General features: G+C 64.7%; 20 protein-coding genes. 11 read left to right on the forward strand and 9 right to left on the reverse strand.

What is annotated here, in order from left to right; genetic code table 11:
* Window positions 1-80: 80 nt before the first annotated feature.
* Window positions 81-1,301, forward strand: coding sequence for a polyhydroxyalkanoate depolymerase (locus tag A3736_RS10560; RefSeq protein ID WP_067682732.1), 1,221 nt, complete (start codon window positions 81-83; stop codon window positions 1,299-1,301).
* A gap of 558 nt (window positions 1,302-1,859) precedes the next feature.
* On the opposite strand, the gene A3736_RS10570 is transcribed toward A3736_RS10560, so the two are convergent.
* The 4 genes from A3736_RS10570 to A3736_RS10585 all read right to left on the reverse strand — a co-directional run bounded on the left by A3736_RS10570 (window position 1,860) and on the right by A3736_RS10585 (window position 5,286).
* Complete coding sequence (locus A3736_RS10570; RefSeq protein ID WP_067682738.1) at window positions 1,860-3,038, reverse strand: acetyl-CoA C-acyltransferase; 1,179 nt, start codon at window positions 3,036-3,038, stop codon at window positions 1,860-1,862.
* Between the two features lie 118 nt (window positions 3,039-3,156).
* The gene (locus A3736_RS10575; RefSeq protein WP_067682741.1) at window positions 3,157-3,606 is read right to left on the reverse strand and encodes a MaoC family dehydratase; all 450 of its coding nucleotides are present in this window, start codon (window positions 3,604-3,606) and stop codon (window positions 3,157-3,159) included.
* A gap of 97 nt (window positions 3,607-3,703) precedes the next feature.
* Window positions 3,704-5,110 (reverse strand): DUF5935 domain-containing protein, encoded by a 1,407-nt coding sequence (locus A3736_RS10580; protein ID WP_067682744.1) that lies wholly within the window; start codon window positions 5,108-5,110, stop codon window positions 3,704-3,706.
* Window positions 5,107-5,286 (reverse strand): hypothetical protein, encoded by a 180-nt coding sequence (locus A3736_RS10585; RefSeq protein ID WP_067682747.1) that lies wholly within the window; start codon window positions 5,284-5,286, stop codon window positions 5,107-5,109. Before A3736_RS10585 ends, A3736_RS10580 begins: the two co-directional genes overlap by 4 nt.
* Window positions 5,287-5,374: 88 nt before the next feature.
* Here A3736_RS10585 and A3736_RS10590 point away from each other — a divergent pair, with 88 nt between their 5' ends.
* The 5 genes from A3736_RS10590 to A3736_RS10610 all read left to right on the forward strand — a co-directional run bounded on the left by A3736_RS10590 (window position 5,375) and on the right by A3736_RS10610 (window position 14,552).
* Window positions 5,375-6,604: a TIGR04063 family PEP-CTERM/XrtA system glycosyltransferase gene (locus A3736_RS10590; RefSeq protein WP_067682753.1), complete on the forward strand. Its 1,230-nt coding sequence runs from the start codon at window positions 5,375-5,377 to the stop codon at window positions 6,602-6,604.
* 19 nt (window positions 6,605-6,623) lie between these two features.
* Window positions 6,624-7,748, forward strand: a complete 1,125-nt coding sequence (locus A3736_RS10595; protein ID WP_067682754.1) for a hypothetical protein — start codon at window positions 6,624-6,626, stop codon at window positions 7,746-7,748.
* Window positions 7,749-7,978: 230 nt separating this feature from the next.
* Complete coding sequence (gene gltB / locus A3736_RS10600) at window positions 7,979-12,625, forward strand: glutamate synthase large subunit (RefSeq protein ID WP_067682863.1); 4,647 nt, start codon at window positions 7,979-7,981, stop codon at window positions 12,623-12,625.
* A complete protein-coding gene (locus A3736_RS10605) occupies window positions 12,625-14,061 on the forward strand; it encodes a glutamate synthase subunit beta (RefSeq protein ID WP_067682757.1) in 1,437 nt (478 codons plus the stop codon). The genes gltB and A3736_RS10605 overlap by 1 nt, the downstream gene beginning before the upstream one ends.
* Window positions 14,062-14,168: 107 nt before the next feature.
* On the forward strand, window positions 14,169-14,552 hold the full coding sequence (locus A3736_RS10610) for a hypothetical protein (protein WP_067682759.1): 384 nt from the start codon (window positions 14,169-14,171) through the stop codon (window positions 14,550-14,552).
* Here the strand turns inward: A3736_RS10610 and A3736_RS10615 are convergent, their stop codons facing one another.
* The gene (locus A3736_RS10615; protein ID WP_067682865.1) at window positions 14,553-15,233 is read right to left on the reverse strand and encodes a uracil-DNA glycosylase; all 681 of its coding nucleotides are present in this window, start codon (window positions 15,231-15,233) and stop codon (window positions 14,553-14,555) included.
* 79 nt (window positions 15,234-15,312) lie between these two features.
* Here A3736_RS10615 and A3736_RS10620 point away from each other — a divergent pair, with 79 nt between their 5' ends.
* From A3736_RS10620 to A3736_RS10630, 3 genes are read left to right on the forward strand one after another with little or no spacing between them, the layout of a single operon-like run.
* Window positions 15,313-15,936 (forward strand): ribonuclease D, encoded by a 624-nt coding sequence (locus A3736_RS10620; RefSeq protein ID WP_067682761.1) that lies wholly within the window; start codon window positions 15,313-15,315, stop codon window positions 15,934-15,936.
* Between the two features lie 7 nt (window positions 15,937-15,943).
* Window positions 15,944-16,624, forward strand: a complete 681-nt coding sequence (locus A3736_RS10625; RefSeq protein ID WP_067682764.1) for an LPS export ABC transporter periplasmic protein LptC — start codon at window positions 15,944-15,946, stop codon at window positions 16,622-16,624.
* Window positions 16,625-16,626: 2 nt separating this feature from the next.
* Window positions 16,627-17,202, forward strand: a complete 576-nt coding sequence (locus A3736_RS10630) for an LptA/OstA family protein (RefSeq protein ID WP_067682767.1) — start codon at window positions 16,627-16,629, stop codon at window positions 17,200-17,202.
* 4 nt (window positions 17,203-17,206) lie between these two features.
* Here the strand turns inward: A3736_RS10630 and A3736_RS10635 are convergent, their stop codons facing one another.
* Genes A3736_RS10635 through A3736_RS10650 form a run of 4 tightly spaced genes read right to left on the reverse strand, consistent with a single transcriptional unit; the run spans window position 17,207 to window position 21,768 of the window.
* Window positions 17,207-18,244, reverse strand: a complete 1,038-nt coding sequence (locus A3736_RS10635) for a DNA polymerase III subunit delta (RefSeq protein ID WP_067682770.1) — start codon at window positions 18,242-18,244, stop codon at window positions 17,207-17,209.
* Entirely contained in the window at window positions 18,241-18,744 is a 504-nt protein-coding gene (gene lptE / locus A3736_RS10640) for an LPS assembly lipoprotein LptE (RefSeq protein ID WP_067682773.1), read from the reverse strand. Before lptE ends, A3736_RS10635 begins: the two co-directional genes overlap by 4 nt.
* Window positions 18,744-21,284: a leucine--tRNA ligase gene (gene leuS, locus A3736_RS10645; RefSeq protein ID WP_067682776.1), complete on the reverse strand. Its 2,541-nt coding sequence runs from the start codon at window positions 21,282-21,284 to the stop codon at window positions 18,744-18,746. The genes lptE and leuS overlap by 1 nt, the downstream gene beginning before the upstream one ends.
* A gap of 31 nt (window positions 21,285-21,315) precedes the next feature.
* On the reverse strand, window positions 21,316-21,768 hold the full coding sequence (locus A3736_RS10650) for a DUF3576 domain-containing protein (RefSeq protein WP_067682779.1): 453 nt from the start codon (window positions 21,766-21,768) through the stop codon (window positions 21,316-21,318).
* Between the two features lie 435 nt (window positions 21,769-22,203).
* Between A3736_RS10650 and A3736_RS10655 the strand changes: the two genes are divergently transcribed.
* Complete coding sequence (locus tag A3736_RS10655) at window positions 22,204-22,986, forward strand: hypothetical protein (protein ID WP_082851441.1); 783 nt, start codon at window positions 22,204-22,206, stop codon at window positions 22,984-22,986.
* Between the two features lie 173 nt (window positions 22,987-23,159).
* The gene (gene phbB, locus A3736_RS10660) at window positions 23,160-23,882 is read left to right on the forward strand and encodes an acetoacetyl-CoA reductase (protein ID WP_067682782.1); all 723 of its coding nucleotides are present in this window, start codon (window positions 23,160-23,162) and stop codon (window positions 23,880-23,882) included.
* The last annotated feature ends 115 nt before the right edge of the window (window positions 23,883-23,997 follow it).

The following is a 23,997-nucleotide window of genomic DNA, read 5'->3' on the forward strand; positions in this document are numbered from 1 at the left end:
AAGGCATTCCATCGCCACGTTGCGTCTTTAAGAGATACGCGCCACCCAGAACGATAACAGGCGCTCGCAGGGGAATCGCAATGCTGTACCAAGCCTACGAACTGCAACGCAGCTGGCTCTCGAGCGCCAGCGCCTGGGCCTCCATCGGCTCGGAAATGCTGAACAATCCGGCGCTGCCGATGGGCTATTTCGGCATGGGTCCGATGGCGGCGAGCGCGCTGGAAGTGTTCGCCCACGCCACCGCCACCTATGGCAAGCCCGCCTGGAACATCGAGGCGGTCAAGGTCGATGGGAAGGCCCGCTCGGTCGAGGAAGCCACCGTCGTCAACCGCCCCTTCGGCGACCTGAAGCGCTTCCGCCGCGAAGGATTGCCGGAGGATGCGCCCAAGCTGCTGGTGGTCGCACCGATGAGCGGGCATTACGCCACCCTGCTGCGCGGCACGGTCGAACGGATGATCGAGAATTGCGAGGTCTATGTCACCGACTGGGCCGATGCGAAGACGGTGCCCGTGTCCGAAGGCCAGTTCGATCTCGACGATTATATCGACTACGTGATCGGCTTCCTCGAACATATCGGGCCGGACGCGCATGCGATGGCGGTGTGCCAGCCTTCCGTCCCGGTCTTCGCCGCCGTCGCGATCATGAACCGGGACGATCACCCCTGCACGCCCAGGACGCTCACCATGATGGGCGGGCCGATCGATACGCGCTGTTCGCCAACCACCGTCAACGATCTCGCCATGGAGCGCCCGATCGAGTGGTTCCGCCACAACGTCATCGCCACCGTGCCGATGCAGTATCGCGGCAGCGGGCGGCGCGTCTATCCCGGCTTCCTCCAGCTGGCGAGCTTCATGTCCATGAACCTCGGCAATCACATGCAAAGCCATTACGAGATGTTCAAGCATCTGACCGAAGGCGACGAGGCGAGCGCGCAGGCGACCAAGGATTTCTACGACGAATATCGCAGCGTCTGCGACATGACGGCGGAATTCTACCTCCAGACCGTGATCGAGGTGTTCCAGACCCACTCGCTGCCCAACGGCACTTACGAACACCGCGGCCGCCGCATCGATCTGGGCGACATCACGAAAACCGCCCTCCTCGCCATCGAAGGCGAGCGCGACGATATCTCCGGCCTAGGCCAGACCCGCGCCGCGCTGGAACTGACGCCGAATTTGGACGCGTCGAAGAAGCGCTACTACATGGCCGAGGGTGCCGGGCATTACGGCATCTTCAACGGCAGCAAATGGCGCGGAAAGATCGCTCCGGTGGTGGAGGAGTTTATCGCCGAGCATGGGTGAGGTCGTCGCGGCTTAAATAGCTGCTTCCGACCCATTTAGGACATCAGTGATCGACTTCCTGATAGCTAATTCTGACCCCCGAACTCTGTTCCGCCTGTTTGAACAGGCGTGACTTAGCTGCGTAGCGAATCAACAAGTGGTCAGACGTCAGCCATCTTTGCTCAGCCCAAGGGCCACCCCAATCACCAACTGCGGCTGCTCCATGGCCGTCATCGGCCCGGAAGATATTCCCGCTGCCGGACGGCTGCTCACCCTTCGTGACTATTGAGACTTGTGTCGAGAACCCGGTGGTCGCGCCGCAATCCCGCTGGAAAATGATGGCGCTGTGCAAGCCATCGGGGGCATCGGCCCTGCTAATCTGCGTGTTCGAACAAGTGTCAGAGCAGCCACCGAGCGCAATCCCAATCGCCGCTAGAATGCCGTATCGAAACATAGTGAGCACGCTAATCTACGCGGACCAATCGTCAATGGCAGGTTTCAACCCGTTGGCTGACCAAATTAAAAGGGCGGCCCGGGTCACCCCGAGCCGCCCTTTTTGCGTAGCGCTGATCCGCTAGATCAGAAAATCTCGAACAGGCCCGCTGCGCCCATGCCGCCGCCGACGCACATGGTGACGACGCCGTATTTGGCGCCCATGCGCTTGCCTTCGAGCAGCACGTGGCCGGTGCAACGCGCGCCGGTCATGCCGTAGGGGTGGCCGATCGAGATCGAGCCGCCATTGACGTTCAGCTTGTCGTTATCGATCCCGAGCTTGTCGCGGCAGTAGAGGACCTGGACGGCAAAAGCTTCGTTCAGCTCCCAGATGCCGATATCGTCGACCTTGAGGTCGAATCGTTCGAGCAGCTTGGGGATCGCGAAGACGGGGCCGATGCCCATCTCGTCGGGCTCGGTGCCCGCGACTGCCATGCCGACATAGCGGCCGAGCGGCGTAAGGCCCTTCTTTTCCGCAACCTTGGCTTCCATCAGCACGCTGGCGCTGGAGCCGTCCGACAGCTGCGAAGCATTGCCTGCCGTGATCGTGGTGCCTTCGCCCATCACCGGCTTCAGGCTGTTGAGGCCTTCGAGCGTGGTCTGCGGGCGGTTGCCCTCGTCCTTGTCGATGGTGATCGCGACGTCCGAAATCTCGCCCGTTTCCTTGTCCTGCACCTTGTGGGTGGTGGAGACGGGGACGATCTCGTCGTCGAACTTGCCCGCTTCCTGCGCGGCGGCGACGCGCTGCTGCGACTGGAGAGCGTATTCGTCCTGCTGGTCGCGGCTGATGCCGTAACGCTGGGCGACCGTTTCGGCGGTCTGGAGCATCGGCATGTAGATCGCGCCGTGCATCTGCATCAGTTCGGGATCGGGCATGACGCGCATTTCTTTGGTCTGGACGAGCGAAATGCTCTCCTGACCACCGGCGGCGACCACATCCATCCGGTCGGTGATGATTTGCTTGGCCGCCGTGGCGATGCTCATCAGGCCGCTGGAACACTGACGGTCGATCGTCATGCCGCTGGTGCCGATCGGGCACCCGGCACGAAGCGCGACCTGGCGGGCGAGGTTGCCGGCCTGCGCACCCTGCTGGAGAGCGGCGCCCCACAACACGTCGTCGACTTCGCCGGCGTCGATTCCGGCGCGCTCGATCGCGGGCTTCAGGGAATAGGAGCCGAGCGTGGCCCCCTTGGTGTCGTTGAACCCGCCCTTATAGGCGCGGCCGATGGCGGTGCGGGCGGTGGAGACGATTACTGCGTCACGCATTGTAAGAACCTTTCGTCATCCCAGCGCAGGCTGGGATCTTGATCGATAATGTCCGACCTAATCGTTTGCCGGGCGGACAGTGATCCCAGCTTTCGCCGGGATGACGGGATATTTCAGATCAGACGAAATACATCGTCATCCATTCGCAGATCAAAGCGGGCTTTTCCTCGCCTTCGATCTCGATGGTGATCTCGACCGTCTGCTGCCATTGTCCGGAGCGTTTTTCGGTCATTTCGAGCAGCTTCCAATGGCCGCGAATGCGCTTGCCCGAACGGACCGGGTTGATGAAGCGCGTCTTGTTGCCGCCGTAGTTCACGGCCATCTTGATCCCGTCCACGCGCGGCACATCGCTGTTCGCGGTGAGGTAGGGGATCATCGACAGGGTCAGGAAGCCATGCGCGATGGTGCCGCCGAACGGCGTCATCTTGGCGGCTTCTTCGTTGACGTGGATGAACTGGTGGTCACCGGTCGCTTCGGCGAACTGGTTGATGCGCTCCTGCGTCATCTCGACCCATTCGCTGGTGCCCAGTTGTTCTCCGGTCTTGTCTGCCACTTCCTGCGGGGTCATCGGCCTCTCCTTGTGATGATGCGGCGCGAAAGATCACGCCTGTCACCGGGTCTCATGGCGCAAGGAAAAGCATGGCGCAACCGCCCCGCGCGTGCCGTTACGGCATGGCAGTTTCGCGGACCGGCTTGGAAGAGGAGGTGCGCGCGCCACGCCTCTTGCGCCGAGTCCTGCTGCGCTCTGAGCTATCATCGGAAGCCAGCGATTCGCGTTTCGCGCAATAGGTCCACAACGCGATCTGGAGGCCGAGGAACAGGAACACGACCGGCTGATAGCCGATCCCCTGGAACGCCGCGCCGACGAGGTAGACGATATGCGCGTTCTGGAGCCCGGCGGCGAGAGGGCCGATCCATCGCTCTTCCGAGCCGTCACGCGTGCGATAGCGGCGGCGCAAACGCTCCATCTGCCACAGGCCGGTCAATTGCAGCATGATCCAGGCGATGAAGCCGGGATAGCCCTGCTCCCCCAGAAGCTCGAAATAGGACGAGTGGTAGGCGCGGCCCTTGTCCTCCACCTCGACATATTCGACCGATACCGAACTGCCTTCCTCCGTGCGTTCGGGCATGATGTATTTGAAGCTGTTGCCCCGATAGGCGTCGAACCCGCCGCCGAAGGGATTTTCGCTCACATAGTCGATCGTCCATTCCCACACTGCCACGCGAGTCGAAGCGGACTGGTCGCCGCCATGCTCGGTAATGGTCGACATCCGCTCCCAATAGCTGGCGGGCAGGAAGGGCAGCGCCACGAGGCCGAGTGCTGCGGCGCCCGCGATATAGGCGATACGGTTCTTCACTGTGCGCAGCAGCAGCACGCCCAGCACCGCGATGCAGAGGAGGCCGGTGCGCGCCTCCGTCCCAACCGGGATCAGCAGGCAGGCGAAAATCAGGCACACGCCGAACAGCTTCACGCGCCAATCGGGCGGAAAGACGCGCCCATATTTCATCAGCCAGGCGATCAGCGGCGTCATCCCGATCGCCACCGTGGCTAGCGTGGAGCTTTCGTAGATGTTGGAGTTGTCGTTGACGAAGAAATAGAGGCTCCCATACCCGCCCCCTCCCAGCGCGGTCTTCATCCCCGCGCTGATGACGATCGCGCCCACGGTCAGCACGATGGTCAGGATCACCGCCTCGATCCGGGTGCGCGTGGTCAAGGTGAAGGGCAGGAAGATCGCGAAGACCAGAGCCTTCCACACCCATTCCCACTTGGTCGCGGCCTCGACGGGGAAATCGGCGGTCTGAGTCGTCGCGAAGCAATAGAGCAGCAGGAACACCATCAATCCCTGGCGATAATGGAAGCGCGTCTCGTTTTTGGGATCGGTCAGCAACCACCCTGCAAAGGCGGCGCAAAACGCGATGAGGGAGATCGGCAGCGCGGGCGTCAGCGTCCAGCCGATCTTCTGCGGCGCCAGAATGTCGATATAGATATAAGCGAGCACCCACAGGAACGGGCGCGCGATTCCGAGGGCGAGGAACGCCATCACGAAAGCGAAGAGCGCGAGATCGATCACGGCGCGCGGTCCGCCCGCAATGTCTTGCGGCGCTGCTCGCGCAGTTTGCGCGCGGACAGCTTCTCCGCCTCGTCCTCCAGCGCCGCATCGGTGTCGACATCGCTGCGCCGCGCCAGCCTGATCAGCGCGATCAGCAGCAGTCCGTGGCAAAGGGCGAGGGCGAAATAGTCGATCAAGCGAAAGCGGTCCCGATAATGCGATGGCAGCTGTTACGCGGATGCGGTTGACGCCGCGTTAAGCCTGTTGTGCAAGAGATATACCGCAATGACCCGCATCCTGCACATTCTCGATCATTCGCTGCCCATCCATTCGGGCTACACTTTCCGCACGCGCGCCATCCTGAAGGCGCAGCAGGCGGCGGGGATGGAGGTGCGGGGCATTACCGGGCCGCTCTATCACGATGGCGAGACGGGCACGGCAGAGCATGACGGGCTCACATTCCACCGCGTCCCCGGCCCCGTATCCGGGCCGCCAGGCATCAGGGAATGGCGCGCGATCTCAACATTGCGGCAGGGGGTCGAGCGCGTGATCGCGGATTGGCAGCCCGATATCCTCCACGCCCATTCGCCTGCCCTGTGCGGCATGGCGGGGCTGAGAGCGGCGCGTGCCGCCGGCCTGCCCTTCGTTTATGAAATCCGTGCCTTCTGGGAAGATGCGGCGGTCGGCAATCTGACCGGACGCGAGGGATCGGTGAAATATCGCCTCACCCGCGCGATCGAGAATCGCGTCGTCGCAGGCGCGGATGCGGTCTTCACGATCTGCGAAGGGCTGCGCCGCGATCTGGTCGCGCGCGGGCACGATGCGGATAAGATCGCCCTATCGCCCAATGGCGTCGACCTCAACCTGTTCGGCGAACCGCCCCCGCGCGACGAGACGCTGGCCCGCGAGCTCGATCTGGGCGAAGGGCCGGTCATCGGCTTCATCGGCAGCTTCTACGATTACGAAGGGCTGGACGATCTGATCGCCGCCATGCCGATCCTGCGCGAACGCCATCCCGGTGCGCGCCTGCTTCTCGTCGGCGGCGGGCCGATGGAGGATCGATTGCGCGCCCAGGCCGCGGCCAGTCCGGCGCATGAGGCCATTCTCTTCACCGGGCGCGTCCCGCATTCCGAGGTCGAGCGGTATTATTCGCTTACTGACGTGCTCGCCTATCCGCGCAAGAAATCGCGCCTCACCGATCTCGTCACGCCTCTGAAGCCGCTCGAAGCCATGGCGCAGCGAAGGATCGTCGCCGCGAGCGATGTCGGCGGGCACCGCGAACTGATCGCGGACGGGCGCACCGGCGTGCTGTTCGCGCCCGACGATCCCGCCGCCTGCGCCCATGCTCTGGCCGATCTGATCGACCGCCGCGAAAGCTGGGACACGATGCGCGATGCGGGCCGCGCCCATGTTGCGGCGCGGCACAACTGGGCGCGCAATGTCGAAAATTATCGAGCCGTTTACCAACGTCTGGTAGGCGATCCGCCGGAAAACGGCGCCCGGCGCGCCGCCTGACAGGAACGAGCGCCCTTACATGACTTCTTCAACGTCCCGCCCCATCAGCAGCCATCCGGCCTTCCCGGTCGTCGTGGCGCTGTGGTTCGCGGCCCTGCTCGGCGGGGGGACATTCGTGCTGCCCGCATCGATCTTCGAGAATGCCGCGAGCGCGACTGGCCTCGCTGACATCGTTCCGGCCGCGCAACCTCCGCTCGGCGATACCGCGCGGCTGGCGATCACCGTAGCTGCTGCAATTCTTGGCGCGCTGATCGGCTTGTTCGTCGCCTGGCAGGTGCGCCGCGCGACGCGATCCGAGCAGGGATCTCCAATGGCCGACACGCTCGCGCGACAATCGACGGGCCGGAATGCGCCCGATCCGGACGCCGCTGCCGCCAGCGAGGATTCCGCCACGGACGATGCCACCGCCTGGCAGGCCTGGCGCGAGCAGATGACGGACGAAGCGGACGCGCTCGATCCGGCGGATACGCACGATCCCGCCGACGCTCTGGAACGCGACGCCGCACCCTATGTCGATCTAACTGCGCATGAAGCGCAGGACGACGAACCGTTCGAAGACACCGGCTTCGATGCCGCATCGGCGGCGCGCACGCTCGACGAGGATCCGCAGCGGGCCGAGGCCGACCGCCTCGTTGCAGGTCTGGCAAGGCTCAGGCAAGTGGACGACGAGGCGCGCGTTTCGGACGAAGCCCCCTCCATCGAGCCGATGGAAGACCCGGACGGGGAGGACTTCGCGCCTTTATCCTTCCGCGACGAACACGACGACAATGACGGCGGCGCTATCTTCGACTCCTCCTTCGTCTCGGCAGGCCCAACTGCTGCTGGCGATGGGCCGGACGACGAAGCCGAACCGGACGAGGAAACCGAAGAGAAAATTCAGCCCCCCACGCTCGCAGTGCCGGCCGAACCACTCGAAGTCCTCTCGCTTCCCGAACTCGTCGCTCGGCTCGAACTTGCGCTGGAAGCGCGCCGGGATGGCGATAACGAGACCGTATCGCGCGACGACGATGCAGGTTTTTACCCGCGGCGCGAAGCCGGGTACGATGATGCCGAGAAGGCTCCGTCCGAAAGCGGCGAGACTGATTCCCAGGCCATGCTTCGCGCCGCGCTCGCCAGGCTGGATCAGGTGGAAGGCACGTCCTGATCGCGCCTGAGGTAACAAACGCGCTGTCCAGCTTTTACCTCGCGAAATAATCCTACTCCTCTCGCAGTTGCAAAAACTTCTCCTGAACGTCACAAGGGCGGTTCACGACATTTAAGCAGCGCTGCCGTTTGGGGGCTGCTCGAACGGTCGAGACGCGAGGTCGTGCTGCTGCGCCGCTTCGCGCCCGATCGGGAAGAAGGACGCGAGTGACGCAAGCGATGACGACCGACATGTTCCCGCCGCCCGCCGCCGGGCTCTACGATCCGCGTAACGAACACGATGCCTGCGGCGTCGGCATGGTGGCGCATATCGCGGGCGGGAAAAGCCATTCGATCGTCACGCGCGCGCTGGAAATCCTCGCCAATCTCGACCATCGCGGCGCCGTGGGGGCGGATCCGCTGCTGGGCGACGGCGCGGGCATCCTGCTGCAATTGCCCGATCCCCTTTTCCGCCGCTGGGCCGAGCAGGAGGGCGTCGATCTGCCGATGCCCGGGCAATACGCGGTGGCGCAATGCTTCCTGCCGCAGGACGAGGAAGCGGCCCGCTTCGTCGCCGAGCAATTGGAGAAATTCGTCGCCAAGGAAGGCCAGCGCGTGCTCGGCTGGCGCGACGTGCCGACCACGCTGGACGGGCTGGGCCAGGCGGTCATCGATTCGATGCCGGTGATGCGGCAGTGCATTGTCGCGCGCGGCGAAACCTGCGCGGATCAGGACGCGTTCGAACGCAAGCTGATCGTGATCCGCAAGCAGACGCTCAATCCGCTGGCGAAGCTGGCCGAAAAGCACGGCCTTCCCGATCTTCCAAAGGCCTATATCCCAAGCTTTTCCAGCCGCACCATCGTCTACAAAGGCCTGTTGCTGGCGAACCAGGTTGGCAGCTTCTACGACGATCTGCGCGACGAGGCCTGCACCTCTGCCTTCGGCCTGGTGCACCAGCGCTTCTCCACCAACACCTTCCCGAGCTGGCGGCTCGCCCACCCCTATCGCTTCACCGCTCATAACGGCGAGATCAACACGGTTCGCGGCAATGTGAACTGGATGAATGCGCGCCGCCGCACGATGGAGAGCGACCTTCTCGGCGTCGATCTCGACAAGATGTGGCCGCTGATCCCGCATGGCCAGTCGGACACGGCCTGCCTCGACAACGCGCTCGAACTCCTGCTGGCGGGCGGCTACAGCCTCGCCCATGCGATGATGATGCTGATCCCGGAAGCCTGGGCCAAGAACGACCTGATGGAGCCGGGCCGCCGCGCCTTTTACGAATACCATTCCGCGCTGATGGAGCCCTGGGACGGGCCCGCCGCCGTCTGCTTCACCGACGGTCGCCAGATCGGCGCCACGCTCGACCGCAACGGGTTGCGCCCCGCGCGCTATTGCGTGACGCAGGACGGGCACGTCATCCTCGCGAGCGAAAGCGGCGTGCTCCCGGTCGAAGAAGAGGAGATCGTCCGCAAATGGCGTCTCCAGCCGGGCAAGATGCTGCTGATCGATCTCGAACAGGGCCGCATCATCGAGGATGACGAGCTGAAGACGCAGCTCGCCGCCGAACATCCTTACGAGGAATGGCTCGATCGCGCGCAGTACAAGCTGGAAGACCTCTCGCATATCGAGCCCGAATTGTCGGAAATTCCGGGCGTGAAAACCTCGCTGCTCCAACGCCAGCAGGCCTTCGGCTACACGCAGGAGGATCTCTCCCGCTTCCTCGAACCGATGGCGGCGAATGGCGAGGATCCTGTCGGGTCGATGGGCACCGACACGCCGATCGCGGTGCTGAGTGCGCGTCCGCGCTTGCTCTACGATTATTTCAAGCAGAACTTCGCCCAGGTCACCAATCCGCCGATCGATCCGATCCGCGAGGAATTGGTGATGAGCCTGATGTCGATGATCGGCCCACGCCCCAATCTGCTCGGGCGCGAGGCGGGATCGCACAAGCGCCTCGAAATCGCGCAGCCGATCCTGACCAACGAGGATCTGGCCAAGATCCGCTCGGTCGAAGTCGCGCTGGACGGTGCCTTCCGCACGGCGACCATCGACACCACCTGGGATGCCAGCACCGGGGCCGACGGCCTCGCCATGGCGATCAAGGAAATGTGCTGGGCCGCGACCGAAGCGGTGTTGCAGGACCACACGATCCTGATCCTGTCGGACCGCGAACAGGGGCCGGACCGGATCCCGATGCCTGCCCTGCTGGCGACCTCTGCCGTGCACCATCAGCTGGTGCGCCAGGGCTTGCGCATGCAGACCGGCCTGGTGGTCGAGACCGGCGAAGCGCGCGAAGTGCATCATTTCTGCGCGCTTGCGGGCTACGGCGCGGAAGCGATCAATCCTTACGTCGCTTTCGAGACGCTTGAGAATCTGCGCGCCACCAAGCTGCCGCAGCTCGATGCGAAAAAGGTCGAGGCGAATTTCGTCAAGGCCGTCGGCAAGGGCATTTTGAAGGTCATGTCCAAGATGGGCATTTCGACCTACCAGTCCTATTGCGGCGCGCAGATCTTCGACGCGGTCGGCCTCGCGCAGGATTTCGTCGACGATTTCTTCACCGGCACCGCCACCACGATCGGCGGCGCGGGGCTTGCCGAGATCGCGGAAGAAGCGGTGCTGCGCCACGGCCAGGCCTATGGCGACAGCCCGCTTTACGAAGGCATGCTCGATGTCGGCGGCATCTACCAGTATCGCCTGCGCGGCGAGGATCACGCCTGGACGCCCGAATCCGTCGCCAATCTCCAGCACGCGGTGCGGGGCGACAAGCCCGACAATTACGCCGCCTATGCCAAGGCGATCAACGAACAGTCCGAACGCCTGCTGACCATTCGCGGGCTGATGGAGCTGAAACCGGCGGACCAGCCGATCCCCCTGGACGAGGTCGAACCCGCCGCCGAGATCGTCAAACGCTTCAGCACCGGGGCGATGAGCTACGGCTCCATCAGCCGCGAGGCGCACACCACGCTCGCCATCGCGATGAACCGCATCGGCGGTCGCTCCAACACCGGCGAAGGGGGCGAGGAGCCCGATCGCTTCACCGCGATGGACAATGGCGATTCGATGCGCAGCCGGATCAAACAGGTCGCCAGCGGCCGCTTCGGCGTCACCACCGAATATCTCGTCAATTCGGACGATATCCAGATCAAGATGGCGCAGGGTGCCAAACCCGGCGAAGGCGGGCAATTGCCCGGCCACAAGGTCGACAAGGTGATCGGCAAGGTCCGCCATGCCACGCCCGGCGTCGCCCTGATCTCGCCGCCGCCGCACCACGACATCTATTCGATCGAGGATTTGGCCCAGCTGATCCACGATCTGAAGAACGTCCAGCCCAAGGCGCGCATTTCCGTGAAGCTCGTCAGCGAAGTCGGCGTCGGCACGGTCGCGGCGGGCGTGTCTAAGTGCAAGGCCGACCATGTCACGATCTCGGGTTACGAGGGCGGCACAGGCGCTTCGCCGCTGACCTCGCTGACCCATGCGGGCTCGCCGTGGGAAATCGGCCTTGCCGAAACGCAGCAGACGCTGATGCTCAACGATCTGCGCAGCCGCATCGCGGTGCAGGTCGATGGCGGGCTCCGCACCGGGCGCGACGTCGCGATCGGGGCGCTGCTGGGCGCGGACGAGTTCGGCTTCGCCACCGCCCCGCTGATCGCGGCGGGCTGCATCATGATGCGCAAATGCCACCTCAACACCTGCCCGGTGGGCGTGGCGACGCAGGATCCGGAACTGCGCAAGCGCTTCACCGGCACGCCCGAACACGTCATCAATTACTTCTTCTTCGTCGCCGAGGAATTGCGGGCGATCATGGCCGAGATGGGCTTCCGCACCGTCGAGGAGATGGTGGGCCGCGTGGACCGGCTGGATACGGCCCGCGTCCATCGCCACTGGAAGGCGCGCGGGATCGACCTATCGCGCCTGCTTGCTCAGCCCAAGGTCGCCCAGGGCGTGCCCTTGCGCCACACGCTGACGCAGGATCACGGCCTCGGCGCCGCGCTCGACAACGATCTGATCGACGCCTGCCGGGACGCGATCGAGAACCGCACGCCGGTCACGCTCGAACGACCGATTCGCAACGTCAACCGGACGACCGGCGCGATGCTGTCGGGCCGGATCGCGGAAGCGCACGGCCATGCGGGCCTGCCGCCCGAAACCGTCCGCATCGCGTTTACCGGCGTTGCCGGGCAAAGCTTCGGCGCATGGCTGGCCCACGGCGTCACGCTCGATCTGACGGGCGATGCCAACGACTATGTCGGCAAGGGATTGTCGGGGGGCCGCATCGCGGTGCGTCCGCCCGAAACCGCGCCCCGCACGGCAGACGAGAACATCATCGTCGGCAACACCGTCCTTTACGGCGCGATCGCGGGCGAGGCGTATTTCGCCGGCGTCGCGGGTGAGCGCTTCGCAGTCCGGAATTCGGGCGCGGTCGCAGTCGTCGAAGGCACGGGCGACCATCCGTGCGAATATATGACCGGCGGCGTGGTCTGCGTGCTCGGCAAGACGGGCCGCAATTTCGGCGCGGGTATGAGCGGCGGGATCGCCTATGTCTACGATCCCGACGGCACGTTCGAACAGCGCGTCAATCCGGCGCAGGTCGATGTCTTCGCCGTGTCGAAGGACGAAGCCGAAGGCGCCGAAAAGAGCTGGGGCGAGCCGCAGCAACGCGGCCTTTCGGTCGAGAATAACGGGATGGGCGATCCGCTCTACCACGATGCGGAGCGGCTGCGCGTGCTGGTGGAGCGGCATCAATTGCACACCGGATCCAGACTGGCGAAAAGCCTGCTGGAAGATTGGGACGCGGCGCTTTCCAAGTTCAAGAAAGTGATGCCGCGCGATTATGCCAGGGCGCTGAAGGCGCTGGAAGACGAACGCGAACAGGCTGCGATGGAGGCGGCGGAATAATGGGCAAGGAAACCGGCTTCCTCGAATACGAGCGCGAGGAGCGCACCTATGCCGATCCGCAGGAGCGGCTGACGCATTACAAGGAATTCACGATTCCGCATTCCGAGGGCGCGCTCAAGAAGCAGGCGGCCCGGTGCATGAATTGCGGCATTCCGTATTGTCACAACGGCTGTCCCGTGAACAACATCATCCCGGACTGGAACCATCTCGTCTACGAAGACGACTGGAAGAACGCGCTCGCCGTCCTCCATTCCACCAACAATTTCCCCGAATTCACCGGCCGCATCTGCCCCGCCCCGTGCGAGGCGGCCTGCACGCTCAACATCGTGGACGAGCCGGTGACGATCAAGTCGATCGAATGCGCCATCGTGGATCGCGGCTGGAAGGAAGGCTGGGTCGAACCGCAAGTGCCGGAAAAACACACCGGCAAGTCGGTCGCGGTGGTGGGTAGCGGCCCGGCGGGCCTCGCCTGTGCGCAACAACTGGCCCGCGCGGGCCACGCAGTGACGGTGTTCGAGAAGAGCGACCGGATCGGCGGATTGCTTCGCTACGGGATTCCCGACTTCAAGATGGAGAAGCACCTCATCAACCGCCGCGCGGTTCAGATGGAGGCCGAAGGCGTCCAGTTCCGCACCAGCGCCGAAGTGGGCGTGGAGGTCAGCTTCCAGGCGCTGCGCGACAATTTCGACGCGGTGGTGCTTTCGGGCGGAGCGGAAGAGCCCCGGCGGCTCGACATTCCCGGCGCGGAATTGTCGGGCGTGCGCCTGGCGATGGAATTCCTCACCCAGCAGAACAAGCGCAATGCGGGCGACGACGAAGTGCGCGCCGCGCCGCGCGGGACGCTGTCGGCCAAGGGCAAGCACGTCATCGTGATCGGCGGCGGCGATACCGGCAGCGACTGTGTCGGTACGTCCAACCGCCAGGGCGCGGCGAGCGTTACCCAGCTCGAAATCATGCCCAAGCCTCCTGAAAAGGAGGACAAGGCGATGACCTGGCCGCACTGGCCGCTGAAGCTGCGCACCTCGTCCAGCCACGAGGAAGGCGCGGAACGCGACTGGGCGGTGCTGACCAAGCGCGTGGTGGGCGAGAATGGCGATGTCACGGGCCTCGAATGCGTGCGGATCGAATGGGACGGGCGCTCCTTCGAGGAAGTACCGGGAAGCGAATTCACGCTGAAGGCGGACCTCATCCTCCTCGCCATGGGCTTTACCGGCCCCAAGCGGCGCGGTCTGCTCGACCGGGCGGGTGTGGAATTGTGCGAACGCGGCAATGTGAAGGCCGATACCGATCGCTACGCCACCAGCGAAGACGGCGTCTATGCCTGCGGCGATATGCGCCGGGGCCAGAGCCTCGTCGTCTGGGCCATCCGTGAAGGCCGCCAATGCGCCCGCGCGGTGGACGAAGCGCTGATGGGAGTGACGGAGCTGCCGCGGTAATTGGCGTGATCGCCATTTAAAAATGTCCGAAACCGATGTGGTGAGCGCATAGACTCCTATTCGCGTTTGATTGTGTACTGCATTTGCAGTAGAACAAGAGAACCACGATGCTTTCGCTTCTCGCCGCTGCCGCCGTTTCTGCCTCCTCGCCCTTCTCCGCCACTTTCGACAAGGTCGAAGCGGACTACAGGCGGCCTTCCTACGAGGAGTGGAATTTCGAGATCGCCAACACGTCTGCCGAAGAACAGACGCTCCGCATCTGTCCGTCCGATATCGATCGGATAGCGCTCGACCCTGCGCGCACGACGCACCGTGCCTTCGCCGTGGCATTCGACGGCGATAGCTGGCGCTTCGGGTGTATCGAGAAGCGCCTTCAGGCCGGGGACGCCGTGTCGCTGCGGGCGTATACGCGTCCCTATGGCACGCCCGGTTCCGGTCGCACGCTGGTGCTTCGCGACGCCAGCGGGATGGTGATACCCGCTACAAGCTGATTACACCCGCCAATCCACCGCACCGCGCCCGCTTTCTTCCAGAAACGCGTTCGCGCGGCTGAAGGGGTGTGAGCCGAAGAAGCCGCGCCGCGCGGAAAGCGGGCTGGGATGAGGGCTCGCGATCACGAGATGGCGCGAGGCCGCAATGTCGGGAATCGTCGTCAGTTTCTTCTGGGCGTGCGCGCCCCACAGGATGAAGACGCTCGGTTCGTCGCGCGCCGCGACTGCCGCCACACAGGCGTCGGTTATTGCTTCCCAGCCGCGCCCCGCATGGCTGCCCGCCTGTCCCGCCTCCACGGTCAGCGAGGTGTTGAGCAGCAGCACCCCCTGCTTCGCCCATGCGGTGAGATCGCCATGCGCGGGCTGCGCGATGCCGAGATCGCTTTCCAGCTCCTTATAGATATTGCGCAGGCTCGGCGGGATTTTCTCGCCTTCGGGCACGGAAAAACTCAGCCCCATCGCCTGGCCCGGCCCGTGATAGGGATCCTGACCCAGGATCACGATTTTGACTTGGTCGAGCGGTGTCAGCTTGAGCGCGCGTAAGCGCATGCCGCGCGGGGGATAGACGGTCTTGCCCGCCTCTTCCTCGGCCCGCAACCATCCGCCCAGCATGCGCGCCTCCTCGCGCGCCAGAACGGGATCGAGTGCGGGCCGCCAGCTTGCGGGAACGGTATCGGACATGGCCCTGCCGATACGCCCCATGCGCCACCCTATCCAGCGCCTCTTTCCCTCAATCCCCGATGCGCCTAAGGCGCGAGGCATGGCCGTATATTTTCACGAAGAAGACTTGCCCGCAGGCGTGCTTGCGGATGGACCGATCGCCGTCGATACCGAGACGATGGGGCTTATAACCCCGCGCGATCGCCTGTGCGTGGTGCAGATCAGCGATGGCGGCGGGGACGAGCATCTCGTCCGCTTCAATCCCGACAGCGAATACGAGGCGCCCAATCTGGCCGCCGTGCTGAGTGATCCGGACCGGTTGAAGCTCTACCACTTCGCGCGCTTCGATCTCGCCGCGATCGAACATTATCTCGGGGTCACTGCCGCGCCTGTGTTCTGCACGAAGATCGCCAGCAAGCTGGTGCGGACCTATACCGATCGCCACGGCCTCAAGAACCTCGTCGAGGAATTGCTGGGCGAGAACCTGTCCAAGCATCAGCAGAGCTCGGACTGGGGCGGCCCTGTCCTCAGCGATGCGCAGCGCGATTACGCCGCGTCCGACGTGCGCTATCTCCACCGGCTGAAGGACGAGCTGGAAAAGCGGCTGAAGCGCGAAGGACGCATGGAACTGGCGCAGGCCTGCTTCGACTTCCTGCCCGCGCGTGCGCGCCTCGACCTTGCCGGCTGGCCCGATCACGACATATTCAGCCACGCCTCCGCATAGGCGTGCGATGGCGAGCATAGAAGCCACGGGCAAGCGGCGGATCGAAACCGAACAGGCGGCCGAGCGACGCAGCCGCCGCCAGCGGTTCGCCGCGCCCGGTGGACGGCACGACCGGCTGGTCAGCTTCCTTGCCAAGGCTCTGCCCATGGGCGTCGGCGTGGTGGCGGCGTTGATGGTGGTAACGCCGCTGAGCCCGCGGGGCGAAATCAGCTTCCTGCTCGATCGCAACAAGGTCGCCGTGATCGACGAGCGGCTGCGCGTCGACAATGCGCTTTATCGCGGACAGGACGATACGGGCCGCCCCTTCTCGCTGACGGCGGGCGAGGCGGTGCAGCGATCGAGCCTGGAGGGGATCGTGCGGATGGACGATATGCGCGCGCGCATCCTGCTGAGCGAAGGGCCCGCCCAATTGCTGGCACCCGGCGGGGCCTACGATATCGATGCCGCCGCGATGCGCGTGCCGGGAGCCGTGCGGATGACGGCGGCGGATGGCTATTCGATGCTGCTGCGCGACGTGCTCATCAGCCTGACCAGCAAGACAGTGGTGGGCACCGGCGGTGTGTCCGGCGCTATTCCGGCTGGGACCTTTTCCGCCGACCAGCTCGAAGCCGATCTCGACGCGCGCACCGTCGCGCTCCAAGGGAATGCCCGGCTGCGCATGATACCCGGCCGATTGAGGATGCCGTGACGATGACGACCAAGACCACTTCGCTCTCCACGACTGCCGCCCGCTGGGCGCTGGGCGGTTTCGCCGCCACGATCGCACTGATGGCGGGCATCCAGACGAACGCGCAGGCGATCGCAGGCCACAATTCCAACGCGCCGGTCGATTATGCCGCCAACCGGATCGAATTGCAGGATCGGCAGAACCGCGTGGTCCTGTCGGGCAATGTGGTGATCGAGCAGGCCGGATTGCGGCTGACCGCGGCGCGCACGCTGGTGAATTATTCGGACGCAGGCTCGCTCAGCATCCAGCGGATCATGGCGACTGGCGGCGTGGTAGTGACGCGCGGCAATGAGCGCGCAAGGGGCGACAACGCAGTCTACGATTTCAACCGCCGGATCATCACCATGGCCGGAAACGTCCGCCTCAATCGCGGCAGCGACACGCTTAACGGCGGAAGACTGGTGATCGACTTGAGAAGCGGCGTGTCGAGCGTCGACGGATCGGCCAGCGGCTCTTCCAGCGTGAGCGGCGCGGATGGGACCACCACGACCAATTCAGGCGGACGCGTGACGGGGACGTTCTCGGTCCCGGATAATTGAGGCGTCAGCGCCGCCCTCGGCGCGCCATTCCTGCCAGCGCCTGCGACAGCAGCAGTTCCGCCGCCTGACTGTTCGCCAGAAGCTCGCGGTGCAATTCCACCAGCCGCGTCGTCAGCCTGTCGAGCCGCGCGCCCCGCCAGTAAGCGAGCTGGGTGCGGATATCGCGTTCTTCCTTGAAGAAGATGCCGAGCGAGGCCTTCTCGCCCCGATTGAGCTCGTCGAGATTCTGGCGTGGGCCGAGGCGGGCGGCGATCTTGGCGAGTTGCGCCGCGCGGCGTTCGAAGGCGAGTAGCAGGCCGACGGGATTGAGCGACACTTCGCGCATCCGCTTCAGCTCGCCCGCCAGTTTCGCCTGTTCGCCCGACAGCACTGCGTTGACGAGCGGCATGAACCCGTCCTCTTCGCTGCTTGCGCCGATCGCGTCGAGATCCTCCGCGCTCGCCTGGCGCGGAGCCTGCGGCGCGGCATCGAGATAGAGAGCGAGCTTGGTCACTTCCGACTGCGCCAGCCGCACGTCGAGGGCAGCGGCGCGCGCGATCCGCTGGGCCAGCGGGCCCGACAGAGTCACGCCCGCCGCATCGCCCATCGCGCGGACCTGATCGGTGACGCTTTCCAGATTGGGGGGATAGAACATCGCCACCACCGCATCCTTGCGCTTTTCCAGCAGCTTGGCGGTGCGCGACTTGTCGGTGGCGGAAGTCGCGACGACGACGACCGGGCAGGCCTCGCCCGCGCCCATATCGCCCGTTTCGGTCAGAAGCTTGAGCGCGTCATGCGCTTCGTCCCCGGTAACGCGCGCATAGATATGGCGGGTGTCGCCGAACAGCGAGTTGGAACGCGCCTCGTCCCCCAGCAGCGCGGGATCGGCACGCAATTGCGCGCCCGCCATTTCCACTCGCTCGCCCGCTTCCGGCAGCATTCCGATCAAGGCCTGGGCCGCCGCCGAAGCGCCCGCCTCGTCCTGTCCGCAGAAAAAGAAGATACCGGCGGTGCGCGCCGCACCCGGTGCCTTGGCGGCGAAATCCTTCTGAGTGAGCTTCACTCGCCCGCTCGCGTGGTTCCTTCGCGCAATCGCAGGGCGACGCGCGTGACGATCCGGTCCGCGACCTCGCGCGAGAGGTTTTCGAGCGCGGTCTGTTCCGCCGCGATCACGGCATATTCGCTCGACACCACGTCGATCCCCGCATCGCTGCCCGCCGTCGCGTCGAGCAGGATTTCTCCGCTGGCGATATCGACCAATTGGTAACGCGCCCGCAGAGTCCGACGCTCGCGCGAAACCGTGTCGTCGCCCAGAATGCCGAGGCCTTCGAGCTGGTCGTCCAGCCGCACGTCTAGGCGATAGCGTGCCGCCGCATCGCTCGCCGCGCCAAACCTGTCGACCAGTTCGTTGCGCACCAGCCAGCCTGCACGACCGGGGATCGCGGGGACCTCCACCGCCGACAGGCCCCTTGCCACCGCGCCATTGCCCCCACCCGCATACATCGGCTGGAGGCCACATGCGGACAGAGCCACCAAGGCAAAAGAGGCGAAGAGCGCGCGCATCAGGTGACGATATTCACCAGTCTGTCGGGCACCACAATCACTTTGCGGATCGCCGCCCCATCGATCGAGCGCTGGACCTTCTCGCTCGCCAGCGCCAGCTTTTCGAGATCGTCCTTCGACGCACCCTTGGGCGCGGTCAGCGTGTCGCGCAATTTGCCCATGTGCTGGACCGCGATGGTGACTTCGTCCTCGACCAGCAGAGCGGGATCGACCGTGGGCCAGGCGGCATCGGCGACGAGACCGCTTTCGCCCAGCGCCGCCCACGCCTCTTCCGCCAGATGCGGCATCATCGGCGCGACCAATTGCACCAGCGTGCGGATCGCGGCGCTGCGACTTGCCGAGGGTGCGGCCTTCTCCACCGCGCCGGTCAATTCGTAGATCCGCGCCACCGCCTTGTTGAAGCCGAGCGATTCGACGTCCGATGCCACCGCTGCGATCGTTTGGTGCGTCTTGCGGTCGAGCGGCTTGTCCACGCCACTCGCTGCCCCGTCGAACTGACCGAACAGGCGCCACAGGCGGTGGACGAAGCGCGAGCAGCCTTCGATCCCCGCTTCCGACCATGGCAGATCGCGCTCGGGCGGGCTGTCGCTGAGCATGAACCAGCGCACCGCATCCGCGCCGTAGCGATCGACGATCGTATCGGGATCGACGACGTTTTTCTTCGACTTCGACATCTTGATAACGCGGCCGAGCGCAAGCGGCGATCCGTCGGCCTTCAATATCGCGGTGTCGGTGCGGCGCTCCACTTCGTCGGGCGCGAAATAGAGGACGCGCCCCTTCTCGTCCGCGCGCTCATACGTCTCGTGCGTCACCATCCCTTGCGTGAACAGCGAAGCGAAGGGCTCGGTCACGTCGATCAAGCCGATGCGATTGAGCGCACGCGTCCAGAAGCGGGCGTAGAGCAGGTGCAGGATCGCGTGCTCGATCCCGCCGATATATTGTTCGACCGGCAGCCATTTGGCGATCTCGTCGCGGTCGAACGGCTTATCCGTGGGCTGACTGGCGAAGCGCAGGAAATACCAGCTCGAATCGACGAACGTGTCGAGCGTGTCGGTCTCGCGTACGGCCTTGCCGCCGCATCCGGGGCAATCGACATGCTTCCAGCTTTCGTGCCGTTCGAGCGGATTGCCGGGCGTCTGAAAATCGACATCCTCTGGCAGAACGATCGGCAGGCTGGACTTCGGCGCCGGAACGACGCCGCACGCACCGCAATGGATGAAGGGGATCGGCGTCCCCCAATAGCGCTGGCGCGAAACGCCCCAGTCGCGCAGGCGCCAGACGGTCTTGCCCTCGCCGCGACCCTGTTGCTCGATCCGCGAGATGATTTCGCGCTTGGCATCCTCCACGCTCATTCCGTCGAGGAAGTCGGAATTGACGATTACGCCCTCTCCGCTTTCCGCCTCGCCCTCGAACGTCTTGTCGGCCTCGGCGGCACTCGCCGCGACGACGCGCGGGATCGGGAGATCGTATTTGGTGGCGAATTCGAAGTCACGCTGGTCGTGGCCGGGCACGCCCATCACCGCGCCGGTGCCGTATCCCATCAGCACGAAATTCGCGATATAGACGGGCAGGTCCGCGCCGGTGAACGGGTGTTTCGCGGTGAGGCCCGTATCGAAGCCGAGCTTTTCCGCCGTCTCCAGCTCCGCCGCGGTCGTCCCGCCCTTCTTGCACAGAGCGATGAAATCGCGCGCCGCGTCAGTGTCGAGCGCCTGGGCCACCGGGTGATCGGCGGCGACGGCGACGAAGCTCGCGCCGAAGATAGTATCAGGTCGGGTCGAATAGACCGCCAGCCTGCCACCGTCCGAAAGGTCGAAACTGAATTCCAGCCCCTGCGACTTGCCGATCCAGTTTTCCTGCATCAGCCGCACCTTGTCGGGCCAGTTTTCGAGACCCTCCAGCCCTTCGAGCAATTCCTCGGCGAAGTCGGTGATCTTCAGGAACCACTGCGACAATTTGCGTTTCTCGACTTCCGCGCCGCTGCGCCAGCCCTTGCCGTCGATCACTTGTTCGTTGGCGAGCACGGTCATATCGACCGGGTCCCAATTGACCTCGCTCTCCTTACGATAGACGAGGCCCGCTTCGTACAGGTCGATGAACAGCGCCTGCTCGTGGCCGTAATAGTCGGGCTCGCAGGTCGCCAGCTCACGACTCCAGTCGAGGGCGAAGCCGAGGCGCTTCAGCTGCGCCTTCATGTGTTCGATATTGTCGCGGGTCCAGCCGCCGGGATGGACGCCCTTTTCCATCGCGGCGTTTTCCGCCGGCATACCGAACGCGTCCCAGCCCATCGGATGCAACACTTCGTGCCCGGTCGCCTTCTTGTAGCGCGCGAGCACGTCGCCCATCGTGTAATTGCGGACATGGCCGATATGAATGCGCCCGCTGGGATAGGGGAACATCTCGAGCACATAGCTCTTCGGCTTGTCGCTATTACTGTCGGCGCGGAAGGTTTGCGCCTCGTCCCATGCGGCCTGCCACTTGGTATCAGCCTGCGCGGGATCGAAGGGCGCCGTATGCCCCTGCCCGGTGCCCGTATCGTTCATCGCGTGCCCCTGCGAGTTCTAGTGCGAGGTTTCAGCCGGCGATCGTCTGGCGGCGGAATTCGCGCGCCTTCGTCAGGATGATGTCTTCCAGCTTCTGGACCGTGGCGGCCTGAACCGGCGCATCGACCCAGCTATTGCCCTGTGCGACCTGGCGGCTGGCGGCGACGCGCAGCGCATCGGCGCGCAGATCGGTGTCGAGGATGGTGACGGTCATCTTGACCCGCTCGCCGGGATTGGACGGATTGGCATACCAGTCGGTCACGATCACGCCGCCCGCGCTGTCCGCCTGGAGCAGCGGCGCGAAGCTCACCGTTTCGAGCGCGGCGCGCCACAGATAGCTGTTCACCCCGATGGTGTTGACCTGCGCCGCGGCGAGATCGGCGACCGGACGGTCACGTCCGCCGCAGGCGGCGAGCGCCGCGGTGGTGCCCAGCAGCAGAGCGGCGCGGGCGAGAATGCGGGGAGAGGCGAAGGGACGGGTCATGCTGATCCTTGGTCTGTCGGTCGGACGCTTTTGAGACCCGGGCTCTATAGCCGGGGTGGCGAGGGGAGCAAGCTTTGGGGCGCACGCATCGTTGAGCGCAGGCATGCTTTCATGACCCGTATCGCCGTGAACCGATTGTGAATTTCGCTGCCCGGCAACTTCCGAACGACTCGCAATTCCTATCCGTTTTCCGGCACCGGTCCGCTGCGACCTGTTGAACCCACGCAACACCTTGGGCGCCATGTAGCTGCCGTTAAAGGATTCGGCTGGCGGTGTGCGACGGGGCTTCCTATCCAACGAGTCGCAAAGGATTGCCGGGCAAGGGTTTTTAAGGAACCGTTCAGCCCTCCCGGCGTCTAAGCCAATGGTGCCTGAAATTTCGCCGATGGCGGATCAAATTCGGGTAACGGGGCCATCGGGGTGGAGAGAAGAACCGTGACGAGCAAGCGGCATGGCAGCACCGGCAAGGGACGTTTCGGTCCCGCTGTGCTCGTGGCCGCAGGACTCGGTCTCGCGCTCCCCGCCGCTGCCGCGCTCGCCGTCGGCCAGGCGTCTGTGGCGCACAGCGCGTCCCTCTCCGACGAATCGCTCGAATTCCTGCCTTTCACGCCCGCACGACTCGATCCGGGTCTGGTTCGCGAAGTCGCGTCCACCATCGGTGTCGATGCTTTGCGGTTCACGCCCGCCGCCCGCCCGGCTCGCAAGGATCGCACTCTGACCGTGGCAGTGCGCGTCGACGATGCGACCGCCCGCGCCATTTCGGTGCGCAAGCCGCTGGAGCGCGTGAGCGAGGCGGGCATCGGTATGGGCAGCGGCATCGGATCCGTCGCGGTAGAACCTACTCGCTACAATCTCGGCATTGCGCGCGGGTATCAGGGCTTCGCTCAGCCGAAGCCGGTCGATCTGCCTGTCGGCGTTCGCGACCTGACCATGCCCGATCTCGAGCGGTTCTCGCTTGAATCCGGCGGCAAGGACAAGCCCGACCGCTTCCAGCCGCGCGTTGCGCTCGAATCGGCGCAGCCCAGCGGCCCGGTGCCGCGCGCATCGGGATCGCGCAGCGGGCGGAGCGTCGATGTGGGCGGTGCCTATCGGGTGGTCGGCAATCTCAACGTGACCGCAGGCGTCCGCCTTTCGCAGGAAAGCGACCGCCTCACTCCGCTGACCGACGGTGTCGAAGACAGCCAGGCGGTTTACGTCGGGACGCAGCTGCGTTTCTGACCTGACGCTTCTTGCGTCCGGTCCGCGATTTGGGCCGCTAATTTTTCGAAATACGTATTTATCCGGCTCCGCGCGACAATCCCGGTTGTGACGTGCGCGCGCCTGCGCCTAAGGTCTTCCTGACGCTACGGAAATGCAAGGCCGACGGCCTCGTACAGCAAGGGAGAGCGCGAATGGGAAGAGTGGCCATTGTAACGGGCGGAACGCGCGGCATCGGCAAGGCGATCTGCGAGCATCTTCGCGAGGACGGCTTCACCGTCGTCGCCAATTACGCAGGCAATTCAGAAGCCGCGCAACGCTTTACCGACGAGACCGGGATCAAGGCCTATCGCTTCGACGTGGGCGATCACGAGGCGGTGATCGAAGGCTGCAAGCAGATCGAAAGCGAAGTCGGCCCGATCGACGCGGTGGTCAACAATGCCGGCATCACGCGCGACGGCACGCTGCTGAAAATGACCTACGAGGACTGGCAGGATGTGATGCGCATCAATCTCGGCGGCTGCTTCAACCTCGCCAAGGCGACCTTCGAAGGGATGAAGGAGCGTGGCTGGGGCCGGATCGTTAATATCGGCTCGATCAACGGCCAGGCCGGACAATACGGCCAGGTGAACTACGCTGCGGCCAAATCCGGCATTCACGGCTTCACCAAGGCGCTCGCGCAGGAAGGCGCGCGCTACAAGATCACCGTCAACGCGATCGCGCCCGGCTATATCGACACAGACATGGTCGCCGCCGTGCCCGAACCGGTGCTGGAAAAGATCGTCGCCAAGATCCCGGTCGGCCGCCTCGGCCAAGCGAGCGAAATCGCGCGCGGCGTGAGCTTCCTGTGCAGCGAGGAAGCGGGCTTCGTCACCGGATCGACCATGAGCATAAACGGCGGCCAGCATATGTATTGACGATGGCAGGCGAGCAGGCCCGCCCTGCTCGCCGCTGGCGCCACCGGCGCCAGCCATCGGCTCGGCCAGCCGGTCGGCGGGCCTGGCCCGTCGAGCCGGTCTGACGTCAGGGCGG

This window comes from Erythrobacter sp. HI0063 (assembly GCF_001635685.1).
Classification (GTDB): domain Bacteria; phylum Pseudomonadota; class Alphaproteobacteria; order Sphingomonadales; family Sphingomonadaceae; genus Qipengyuania.

What these genes read in the sequence shown, in the direction of transcription:
- A3736_RS10560 (WP_067682732.1), top strand. Translation starts at nt 81, where the DNA reads ATGCTGTACCAAGCCTACGAACTGCAACGCAGCTGGCTCTCGAGCGCC.
- A3736_RS10570 (WP_067682738.1), bottom strand. Translation starts at nt 3,038, where the DNA reads ATGCGTGACGCAGTAATCGTCTCCACCGCCCGCACCGCCATCGGCCGC.
- A3736_RS10575 (WP_067682741.1), bottom strand. Translation starts at nt 3,606, where the DNA reads ATGACCCCGCAGGAAGTGGCAGACAAGACCGGAGAACAACTGGGCACC.
- A3736_RS10590 (WP_067682753.1), top strand. Translation starts at nt 5,375, where the DNA reads ATGACCCGCATCCTGCACATTCTCGATCATTCGCTGCCCATCCATTCG.
- A3736_RS10595 (WP_067682754.1), top strand. Translation starts at nt 6,624, where the DNA reads ATGACTTCTTCAACGTCCCGCCCCATCAGCAGCCATCCGGCCTTCCCG.
- gltB (WP_067682863.1), top strand. Translation starts at nt 7,979, where the DNA reads ATGTTCCCGCCGCCCGCCGCCGGGCTCTACGATCCGCGTAACGAACAC.
- A3736_RS10605 (WP_067682757.1), top strand. Translation starts at nt 12,625, where the DNA reads ATGGGCAAGGAAACCGGCTTCCTCGAATACGAGCGCGAGGAGCGCACC.
- A3736_RS10610 (WP_067682759.1), top strand. Translation starts at nt 14,169, where the DNA reads ATGCTTTCGCTTCTCGCCGCTGCCGCCGTTTCTGCCTCCTCGCCCTTC.
- A3736_RS10615 (WP_067682865.1), bottom strand. Translation starts at nt 15,233, where the DNA reads ATGTCCGATACCGTTCCCGCAAGCTGGCGGCCCGCACTCGATCCCGTT.
- A3736_RS10620 (WP_067682761.1), top strand. Translation starts at nt 15,313, where the DNA reads ATGGCCGTATATTTTCACGAAGAAGACTTGCCCGCAGGCGTGCTTGCG.
- A3736_RS10625 (WP_067682764.1), top strand. Translation starts at nt 15,944, where the DNA reads ATGGCGAGCATAGAAGCCACGGGCAAGCGGCGGATCGAAACCGAACAG.
- A3736_RS10630 (WP_067682767.1), top strand. Translation starts at nt 16,627, where the DNA reads ATGACGACCAAGACCACTTCGCTCTCCACGACTGCCGCCCGCTGGGCG.
- lptE (WP_067682773.1), bottom strand. Translation starts at nt 18,744, where the DNA reads ATGCGCGCGCTCTTCGCCTCTTTTGCCTTGGTGGCTCTGTCCGCATGT.
- leuS (WP_067682776.1), bottom strand. Translation starts at nt 21,284, where the DNA reads ATGAACGATACGGGCACCGGGCAGGGGCATACGGCGCCCTTCGATCCC.
- A3736_RS10650 (WP_067682779.1), bottom strand. Translation starts at nt 21,768, where the DNA reads ATGACCCGTCCCTTCGCCTCTCCCCGCATTCTCGCCCGCGCCGCTCTG.
- phbB (WP_067682782.1), top strand. Translation starts at nt 23,160, where the DNA reads ATGGGAAGAGTGGCCATTGTAACGGGCGGAACGCGCGGCATCGGCAAG.